The 8481-nt window shown below is 32.2% G+C and carries 10 protein-coding genes; 8 read left to right on the top strand and 2 right to left on the bottom strand.

Features of this window, described 5'->3' with window-relative positions:
• Nucleotides 1–80: 80 nt before the first annotated feature.
• Entirely contained in the window at nucleotides 81–311 is a 231-nt protein-coding gene (locus OCL94_RS13040) for a YneF family protein (protein WP_262997356.1), read from the top strand.
• Between the two features lie 54 nt (nucleotides 312–365).
• Here OCL94_RS13040 and OCL94_RS13035 read toward each other — a convergent pair whose 3' ends face one another.
• Nucleotides 366–1016 (bottom strand): hypothetical protein, encoded by a 651-nt coding sequence (locus OCL94_RS13035; RefSeq protein ID WP_262997355.1) that lies wholly within the window; start codon nucleotides 1014–1016, stop codon nucleotides 366–368.
• A 165-nt stretch (nucleotides 1017–1181) separates the two neighbouring features.
• Here OCL94_RS13035 and OCL94_RS13030 point away from each other — a divergent pair, with 165 nt between their 5' ends.
• Both OCL94_RS13030 and OCL94_RS13025 read left to right on the top strand, forming a co-directional pair.
• On the top strand, nucleotides 1182–1856 hold the full coding sequence (locus OCL94_RS13030; protein WP_262997354.1) for a cytochrome c biogenesis CcdA family protein: 675 nt from the start codon (nucleotides 1182–1184) through the stop codon (nucleotides 1854–1856).
• A 15-nt stretch (nucleotides 1857–1871) separates the two neighbouring features.
• On the top strand, nucleotides 1872–2333 hold the full coding sequence (locus OCL94_RS13025) for a CcdC family protein (RefSeq protein ID WP_262997353.1): 462 nt from the start codon (nucleotides 1872–1874) through the stop codon (nucleotides 2331–2333).
• Between the two features lie 71 nt (nucleotides 2334–2404).
• On the opposite strand, the gene OCL94_RS13020 is transcribed toward OCL94_RS13025, so the two are convergent.
• The gene (locus tag OCL94_RS13020; RefSeq protein ID WP_262997352.1) at nucleotides 2405–2902 is read right to left on the bottom strand and encodes a DUF2621 domain-containing protein; all 498 of its coding nucleotides are present in this window, start codon (nucleotides 2900–2902) and stop codon (nucleotides 2405–2407) included.
• Between the two features lie 94 nt (nucleotides 2903–2996).
• Between OCL94_RS13020 and OCL94_RS13015 the strand changes: the two genes are divergently transcribed.
• From OCL94_RS13015 to OCL94_RS12995, 5 genes are all read left to right on the top strand, one after another.
• Nucleotides 2997–3200, top strand: a complete 204-nt coding sequence (locus OCL94_RS13015) for a DUF1659 domain-containing protein (protein ID WP_262997351.1) — start codon at nucleotides 2997–2999, stop codon at nucleotides 3198–3200.
• A gap of 14 nt (nucleotides 3201–3214) precedes the next feature.
• Nucleotides 3215–3436, top strand: coding sequence for a DUF2922 domain-containing protein (locus OCL94_RS13010; RefSeq protein ID WP_262997350.1), 222 nt, complete (start codon nucleotides 3215–3217; stop codon nucleotides 3434–3436).
• Nucleotides 3437–3515: 79 nt separating this feature from the next.
• Nucleotides 3516–4631, top strand: a complete 1116-nt coding sequence (locus tag OCL94_RS13005) for an exonuclease SbcCD subunit D (protein WP_262997349.1) — start codon at nucleotides 3516–3518, stop codon at nucleotides 4629–4631.
• Nucleotides 4621–7728 carry an AAA family ATPase gene (locus tag OCL94_RS13000; RefSeq protein ID WP_262997348.1) on the top strand — a complete coding sequence of 1036 codons (3108 nt, stop codon included), beginning with the start codon at nucleotides 4621–4623 and terminating at the stop codon, nucleotides 7726–7728. The genes OCL94_RS13005 and OCL94_RS13000 overlap by 11 nt, the downstream gene beginning before the upstream one ends.
• Before the next feature lie 92 nt (nucleotides 7729–7820).
• Entirely contained in the window at nucleotides 7821–8447 is a 627-nt protein-coding gene (locus OCL94_RS12995; RefSeq protein ID WP_262997347.1) for an SCO family protein, read from the top strand.
• Nucleotides 8448–8481: the final 34 nt, after the last annotated feature.

Genomic DNA, 8481 nt, shown 5'->3' with positions numbered 1-8481 from the left:
TTTTAATGATGAAAATAACTATTGAAAAATACACTTTAATTTAGTAAACTTTTAAAAGAATGAGAAAGTGGGTGAATTGAATGGCTACTTGGATTTGGATATTATTATTAATTTTAGCAGCAGCGGCAGGTGCGGCAGCAGGTTTCTTCTTAGCACGTAAATATATGATGGATTACTTAAAGAAAAATCCACCAATCAATGAAGAAATGTTACGCATGATGATGATGCAAATGGGTCAAAAACCATCTCAAAAGAAAATTAATCAAATGATGCAAATGATGAACCGTAATATGAATCAAAATTTAAAATAATAAACAATAAAAAAATCCAGACAATGTTATTTAGTATAACGTGTCAGGATTTTTTTATTGTGTCAGAGTTGCCGCATTCGATGCAGGTTGATTAGTAACTTCTGTTGTATTAGGTTGTGTCGGAACAGGTTCATTACTTGTAACAGGTATTTCATTTGTTGTAGTTTCTGAACTGACATTATCATTTGTTTGCGGTGACGTTACTGGCTGTTCAATATAGGGTTGAGGCGACGGTTGACTATTAATAGGTTGATTGTTTGTCAGTATTGGATTATTCGCATTGATGTTCGTAGTGTCCGGCGTATTCATTAAAGTGTTATCTTCATTTTGTGTGACGGTCGATGCATTGTTAATTACTTGAGTTTCATTGCTTTGAATGTCCTCAGATGTAGGTTGTTCGTTTGTATTATTCGTTTGGCTTGTTGTATCGTTACTTTTTTCAGTATGTGCTGTTTTTTGATGTTCTTTGTTAGCTTTTTTTCTTTTACCACGTTCTTTTGCGGCTTTAATTTTTTCAAGTGCCAGTTTGGATTTATTTATATCTTTCGTTTTAATGTTATTATGTTGTTTGGTTGTTTGTTGCTCAGTTGAATGTTTAGCATCATCTACTGTTGATTGTGTTTGCTGATTTTCACTTTTACCACAAGCCGTTAATATGGTGATTGCGAAAAAAGATGTTATTATAATATGTAGTGTTTTATTCATCGAACAGCCTCCTCAATTTCAAACGAATATTTTTCATATATTATCATTATATACAGAAAAATTGAAAAAGGAATATAATACATTTATTTTTGTCACATTTCGTTCAAATTATTAGATAAGGTCAGTTCGATTATTTGTTAAAATAGTTGAGAATGGAGGTTGAATATGGGGGATATTACGGTAGCAGTCGCTTTTGGCGCAGGTTTACTTAGTTTTGTTTCACCGTGTGTATTGCCAATTTATCCGGCGTTTTTATCGTATATCACTGGAGTAAGTTATAGTGATTTGAAAGATAATAAAATGGATAAAAATGCATTACTACATACGATTTTCTTTTTAATCGGATTTTCGATTGTTTATATTTCGCTAGGTGTAGGTCTGGGTATCGTATCAGACATACTACAATCATATGATAATACGATTCGCATGGTGGGTGGTCTTTTATGTATCATTTTTGGGTTAGTCGTTCTCGGTATTTTTAATCCACAATTTCTAATGAAAGATCGTAAATTTGAATTCAAAAACAGACCATCTGGATTAATCGGTACAATGTTAATCGGTATTGCATTCGCAGCTGGGTGGACACCTTGTATGGGTCCAATTATAGGAACAATATTTTCGATGGCCGCTGTTAATCAATCATTAGCTTTAGTTTATATGATTGCCTACGTCTTAGGCTTTTGTATTCCATTTTTCTTATTGACTTTCTTTATTACTAAAATTAATATATTAAAGAAATATAGTCAGACGATTACTAAAATCGGTGGCGTCATGATGATTATAATGGGATTATTATTATTCTTTGATAAACTTACTGCGATAACGCAATTTTTTAGTTAGAAAGAAGGAATTCATATGTATTTTGCAATATCAATGCTTGTCGCATTGTTTATGGGTACAGCTGTCATCATCGTTAGAATGAAAGCTCAAAATTACCCTACAAATGTGAAAAAAATTATATTACCACCGATTTTTATGTCAACCGGTGCATTGATGTATGTTATACCATACTTTCGATTAACACCGATGGAAATATTAGAAGCGGTTGTCGTTGGGATGTTCTTTTCATTATTTCTGATTTATACTTCTAACTTCGTCGTACAAAATAACCAGATTTATATGAAGCGTTCTAAATTATTTCCTTTGATATTAATAAGTTTGCTTATTATAAGAAGTGTCATGAAGTTTTACTTAAGCAGTTCGATTCACCCTGGAGAATTAGCTGGCATGTTCTTTTTACTTGCTTTTAGTATGATTGTACCTTGGAGAATTGCGATGTATTTAAAGTTTAAAAAGTTACAAAAATCATTATCTTAAATTGTTATCAATAACGTGAAAAAGTCACTCTAATCGATTTGATTGGGGTGACTTTTTCAATATTAAAATATTTATTTTTGCTGTTCTTGTTTTATTATTGCTGAATGATCAAAAATTGAAAACTTTTGTTTTTCATCATCTGCATATTTAAAGTATTTTTCATATGGCGCATAATCAATGCCAAGTTGATTGAGCTTTTTCTTCATAAATGGATGATCTCTTTTTGGTGTTGCAATAATATAGCCACGTAATATATGATCAAGTTCAATTCGTGATGCATTTTCATCGAGCGCAATTTTTGAAATGCGTCCGGCGATGCGTTCTTTTGCCACGTTTCTAAATAGTTCAGGTACGGGAGAAACAAGTTCATTTAATAATGATTTTGCGTCATCACCCCATAACGGTAATGCTTTATTGATGTAATAGTCCTGCCAATCCAACTCACTTTTACCATCTTCTTTTGGCATGCGCTTTAAAAATTTGCGAAACATAAAGAAACCGCCAATTGCAAGCAGCGTAATAAAAAATAATGTCCATAAAAATATAAATATCATAAACCAATCGTTCATGCCTTTCACCTCAATCATTATTATATAGAACTCAAAATTGAGTGTCTATCTTATAGTGCACCTTCGATATATAAAGTGTAAAGGAGGTGATAACATGTTAAAAGAAGTAGTATTAAATTTAATGTATGTGGCAGACGTAAAAGACGATGGTAAAGAAGTATTTAAGTCAAGACGTTTTAATCAAGTCCGAATGGATTTAACAGACAACGATTTACAAGCATTCGGAGCATTAATCTCAAAATTGACAGGTGAAGTTTACATTAAGATTGATAAAATCGAAACTAATATAGTAATGTAAGAGGAGGAGAAAATATGAAAACGTTACAAATGAACTTCTTAACAGATACTGGGAAGAGTTATGTCTTTACAGTGAATCAACCGAAAGCTGACTTAACTGAAGAAACAGTATTAAATGTTATGGAGAGCATCGTTAACGCAAAATACTTTATGACAAATGCAGGTGTACCCGTGCAAGTTAAGTCTGCAAAACTTGTTGATAAAGTAGAAACTGTATTGTTCGATTTAACAAAATAAACATTTTAGGATAACACCATCGGCACATCCCTGTAATTTGGGATGTGTTTTTTTGTATAATGTTAAAGAGGTGAGTGACATGAAAATAATGCATATTGGTGATTTACATATCGGAAGAACGATAAATCAACATGTTCTTCTTGAAGATCAAAAGGAATTATTGGATCAAATTATACATCAAGTTGATAAAGAACAAATTGATGTATTGGTGATTGCTGGTGATATATACGATCGTTCTATACCCTCTAAAGAAGCAATGCAATTGTATGAAGCATTCATACTACAAATAAATATGACGCGTCAAATTCCTGTGCTCGCCGTTAGTGGCAACCATGATGGTGCAGAACGACTCGGACATGCCAAAAGCTATTTCAGACAGCATCATTATTATCTTTCGACTGCTCTAGACGATTGTTTTACGCCGGTTACCATTGAAAATACATGTTTTTATTTAGTACCGTACATTGAGCCTGCAAGTGCACGAATCTATTTTGACGATGAAACAATCAGAACCCATCACGATACATATCAGGCAATCATTCAACGGATTGAACAACAGTTAGATTACACTTATTGTAATATACTCGTCAGTCATTTATTTGTTGCGGGTGGAGAAGTGACAGATTCAGAAAGAGATCTGGTAGTAGGTACGATTGAAAATGTACCGAAAGCCCTATTTTCAGCGTTTGATTATACGATGTTAGGGCATCTTCATACGCCCGATGCAATTAAAGATGATAAAGTTTACTACAGTGGTAGTATTATGCGTTATTCTTTTAATGAGGTCGGTCAAAGAAAAGGGTATCGTATCTTTGATACCGAAGAAAAAACTGTAACGTTTCAACCATTAAAAGCGAAACGTGATTTAGAGGTAGGTAAAGGCACATTTGAGGATGCAATGCATTTAAGACTGAATGTGAATCAGGATGCGTATTTGAAATTAGAATTAAGTGAAATGGAAGCGGTCAATGATCCAATGACGAAATTAAAAACGATATATCCTTATTTATTAGAATTGAAACCTATATTACAATCTGTAGAGCATGAGGTTGTTTCAAAAGATGTTACAACACTCTCACCAATCGCATTGATCCAATCATTTTATGAAGAAATGACAGATGAAACACTAGATAATGAGCAAATGGAAGTACTACATGAAATGCTGAATGAGGGAAGTGTTGACGATGAGGCCTAATCGATTAGTATTAAAACAATTTGGTCCTTTTAAAGACGAAACAATCGAATTTGATCAACTGCAAAATCATAAATTGTTTTTAATTAGTGGTAAAACAGGTGCTGGTAAAACAACAATATTTGATGGCATGATGTATGCATTATTTGGCGTTGCCTCAACGAAAGATAGAGATTATTATCATTTAAGAAATATCAATGCCAATGATAATGAACCGACTGAAGTTGTATATAGCTTTTTTATGCATAATAAGCAATATGAAATTCATCGTAATGTACCTTATACGAAACAAGGCAATAAATCACCAATTCAAAAATCGTTGCTTGTATATGAAATTATTGACAGCAAAAAAGTTTTACTGGCATCTAGAATAAAGGAAGGCAACCAAATCATTTATGATATTGTCAAATTAGATGAACATCAATTTAGGAAAATATTTATATTACCGCAAGGAGAGTTCAAATCGTTACTTGTTGCAAACTCGAGTGAAAAGACGGCAATATTAAGAACGTTATTTGATACGACAAAATTACAAAAACTTTCAAATCGACTCAAAGAAACATTGAAAAAAGATCAAAAAAAAATGACGCAGTTAGAAACAACTTTAAATGTCCAATTCGGATTGTTTCAATCATTATTTAACGATGAGACTGAACTTTTAATTGAAGAAAAAATTGCATTGATAAAAGATGGCATTACACAATTAAATAACACAATAACCGATAATGAGAATGGTTTAGTTAAATCACGTGAATCACTCAAATCAATTGAAAAGGCCTATCATGAAGGTGAACAGCTTGCACATCATATTCAGCAATACAATACATTAGATGAACAACTGCAATCATTACAACGACATCAGGAAATTATTGATACGTATCAACATGATTTAAAATACTTATCACAATTAAAACATTATTACGAAACAGCACACGACTTGAAAGTTGCCCTTCAAAAAAGGCAGGATATTGAAAGTAATCTCAAGAAAAATAAGGAAAACGAAGTATTAGCTGAACAGTCCATTACGGCGCTAAAAGACGAACTATCGACATTAAAAGCACATGCTGAAAAGCATGTTGCTATGAAAAATTATGTGATAAAAAATGAACGATACTTAAATAAAAGTTACAAACAACTAGATGATCAAATAGAACAAATATCAGCGCAAATAGAAAAATTACAAAAAGAAATGCAATCACAGCAAACATTAACTCAAAATTTAGATCAATTAGAGCAAAAGTTGATGCAAAGCAATAACGATCGGATTGCTTTACAAAATAATATAGGTATAAAAGAAGCTGAGAGATTAAATTTATTACAACGATTACATGCCATCGATCAATTGATGCAGCAAATTGAAAGAATTCAATCAACGCATATACAAATTACTGATAAAACACAAGTCATTAATGAGATAAAAATAAAATTACAGGATTTACGACGCAGTGAAAATATACAGGATATTGACCAGGTCAATGCATTGAAAGCATCAGTACAAATTGGAGAAAAATGTCCTGTTTGTTCAAATATTATTACAACACTGGATGACAAATCTTTAGTAGAAGCTCATGAACTTCAACATACTTTATTTGAACAAACTCAGGCATTATTACGCATACAAACATCGTTATCAATATATTTAGAAGATTTGATATTAGTACCACGTAGTATTAATATGCATAATGAAGATACATTGGCAGATCTCAGACCAGAACTCGAAGAAGTAAATCATTTAATTAATCATGTAAAGCAGCACGACATTCAATTATCACAATTTGAGCAAATCAATAAGCATCTCAATATGATACATGAAAAAGTTGATGTACAGGTTCAATCTGCAGAACATCAACTCCATGACTGGACAAATGAATTGACGTCACTTCAATCACAGGCGCATCAATTAGGAGAAGCAATCTCAAATCGTAAAGTATTAGCTGAGCAATTATCTTTAAAACGTGAACAATACACTGCATTAATTAAACAATTAGAAAAATATACAGATATGAAACAGATGTTTGAGCAAGATACTGAAACGAAATCGTATCAAACATTTAAAAAGAAATTTGAACAATTTCAACTTAATTATTTAGCTTATGAAAAAGATGTTGCAGCACTGCAACAATTGTTGATTGACAATCAACAATCGATAAGTTTGATGCATCAACAGACTACACATTTAACACTGCAGTTAAATGAAAATAATGAAAATATTCAGCATTTCAATAATAGAATCAAACAGTTTGAAATTCCATTAATGATTCAGGAAAAATATGAAACAGAAAATATTGCGGAGACGATTGCGCATTATGAGAAGTCTATTCATGATTATCAAACCCGAATGATTTCAATCAACAAAGAAAGAGAAAGACTGGAAGCGCTCATTCAAGGCAGAAATCATCCTGATTTAACTGCATTATCAATACAAGTACAGGAACAGGCAGAAGCGGTCAATGCATTACATGCTAAAGTGAGCAGTATGAAAGAACAACATGGTTCATATATAAAGTATTACAAACAAATCAACACTACGTTTGCTGAATACCACCAGATGATGGATAAATTACGCTCACTCATAAAACTAAGTAATACGTTAAATGGAGAAAATGCCCAGAAAATTGATATCGAAACGTATGTCCTTATGTACTATTTAGAACAAACGTTAAAACTTGCAAATATTCGATTAAGAGAAATGACAAGTAATCGATATGATTTGCGCCGTAAAAGTGAAAAAAGTGGTGGTGGCAAACAAGGCCTAGTGATTGAGGTTTTTGATTATAATGCAAATCAATCGCGAAGTATTTCATCTTTATCAGGTGGTGAAACCTTTTTAGCTTCATTATGTTTAGCATTAGGATTATCCGATTTTGTAATGCAAGTATCAGGGGGAATCCATTTAGAGTCAGTATTTATAGATGAAGGCTTTGGAACGTTAGATAATGAAACGTTAGATGTTGCAATGAATGCATTAATGGATTTACAATATTCAGGGAAATTAGTCGGTATGATTAGTCACGTTCAATTACTGAAAGAACGTATTCCAGCAATACTTAAAATTGAAACGGATGGCTATGATAGTCATGCAAAATTTGAGATTAAATAAATTGTAATAATTATGTCAAAACTTTCGTATATAAAGTATACTCAGCGCAACTTTTATTTGTTATATTATAATTTGACAAATAGGAGGGGCTTATGAAAAACATACGTATTATTTCATTTTTATTACTTACACTTATGATCGTCGCAGCTTGTAGTAATTCTAGAATTGTTCCTAAATCATTGTATGGGAATACCATTACAGAATATTCAGGTATTAACGAAGAAGGAAAAAAAGTTACTGAGAAAGATTTAAAAGGGAAAGTTTGGCTCGTTGATTTTATCTTCACAAACTGTAAAACAGTATGTCCTCCGATGACGTATAATATGAGTCAAGTTGCTGATGCGCTGAAAAAAGAGGGCGTATCATCTAAAGATTATGGTATTATTAGCTTTAGTGTTGATCCGAAAAAAGATACGCCAGAAAAATTAAAAAAATATATTAATCAATATAATCCACCAAAAGGCGTATGGACGGCCGTAACACAATATGATGAAAAATTTATCCGTCAATTTGCAGAGGAAAATTTTAAAACAATCGTTGTACCTCCAACTGCACAAAATGATCAGGCGACACACGGGACGTCATTTTATTTAGTTGATCAAAACGGTGTGATTATGAAAGATTATGCCGGGAAAGATACGGGCGATAAAAAGTTTCCAAAAGCGGAAATTGTAGAAGATGTTAAGACGATGATAAAAGAAGGACCATATAAAAAATAAGTGTGTTACGCGTTTGCATGAAAGTATAAATAAA

Origin of the sequence: Macrococcus capreoli (genome assembly GCF_025628935.1) — a bacterium.
Taxonomy (GTDB): Bacteria; Bacillota; Bacilli; order Staphylococcales; family Staphylococcaceae; genus Macrococcoides; species Macrococcoides capreoli.
This window is presented reverse-complemented; position numbering and strand designations above follow the sequence as displayed.

Bases quoted from the DNA above. Each gene is read 5' to 3' on its own strand.
- OCL94_RS13030 (WP_262997354.1), top strand. From the start codon at position 1,182: ATGGGGGATATTACGGTAGCAGTCGCTTTTGGCGCAGGTTTACTTAGT.
- OCL94_RS13020 (WP_262997352.1), bottom strand. From the start codon at position 2,902: ATGAACGATTGGTTTATGATATTTATATTTTTATGGACATTATTTTTT.
- OCL94_RS12995 (WP_262997347.1), top strand. From the start codon at position 7,821: ATGAAAAACATACGTATTATTTCATTTTTATTACTTACACTTATGATC.
- OCL94_RS13040 (WP_262997356.1), top strand. From the start codon at position 81: ATGGCTACTTGGATTTGGATATTATTATTAATTTTAGCAGCAGCGGCA.
- OCL94_RS13025 (WP_262997353.1), top strand. From the start codon at position 1,872: ATGTATTTTGCAATATCAATGCTTGTCGCATTGTTTATGGGTACAGCT.
- OCL94_RS13000 (WP_262997348.1), top strand. From the start codon at position 4,621: ATGAGGCCTAATCGATTAGTATTAAAACAATTTGGTCCTTTTAAAGAC.
- OCL94_RS13035 (WP_262997355.1), bottom strand. From the start codon at position 1,016: ATGAATAAAACACTACATATTATAATAACATCTTTTTTCGCAATCACC.
- OCL94_RS13015 (WP_262997351.1), top strand. From the start codon at position 2,997: ATGTTAAAAGAAGTAGTATTAAATTTAATGTATGTGGCAGACGTAAAA.
- OCL94_RS13010 (WP_262997350.1), top strand. From the start codon at position 3,215: ATGAAAACGTTACAAATGAACTTCTTAACAGATACTGGGAAGAGTTAT.
- OCL94_RS13005 (WP_262997349.1), top strand. From the start codon at position 3,516: ATGAAAATAATGCATATTGGTGATTTACATATCGGAAGAACGATAAAT.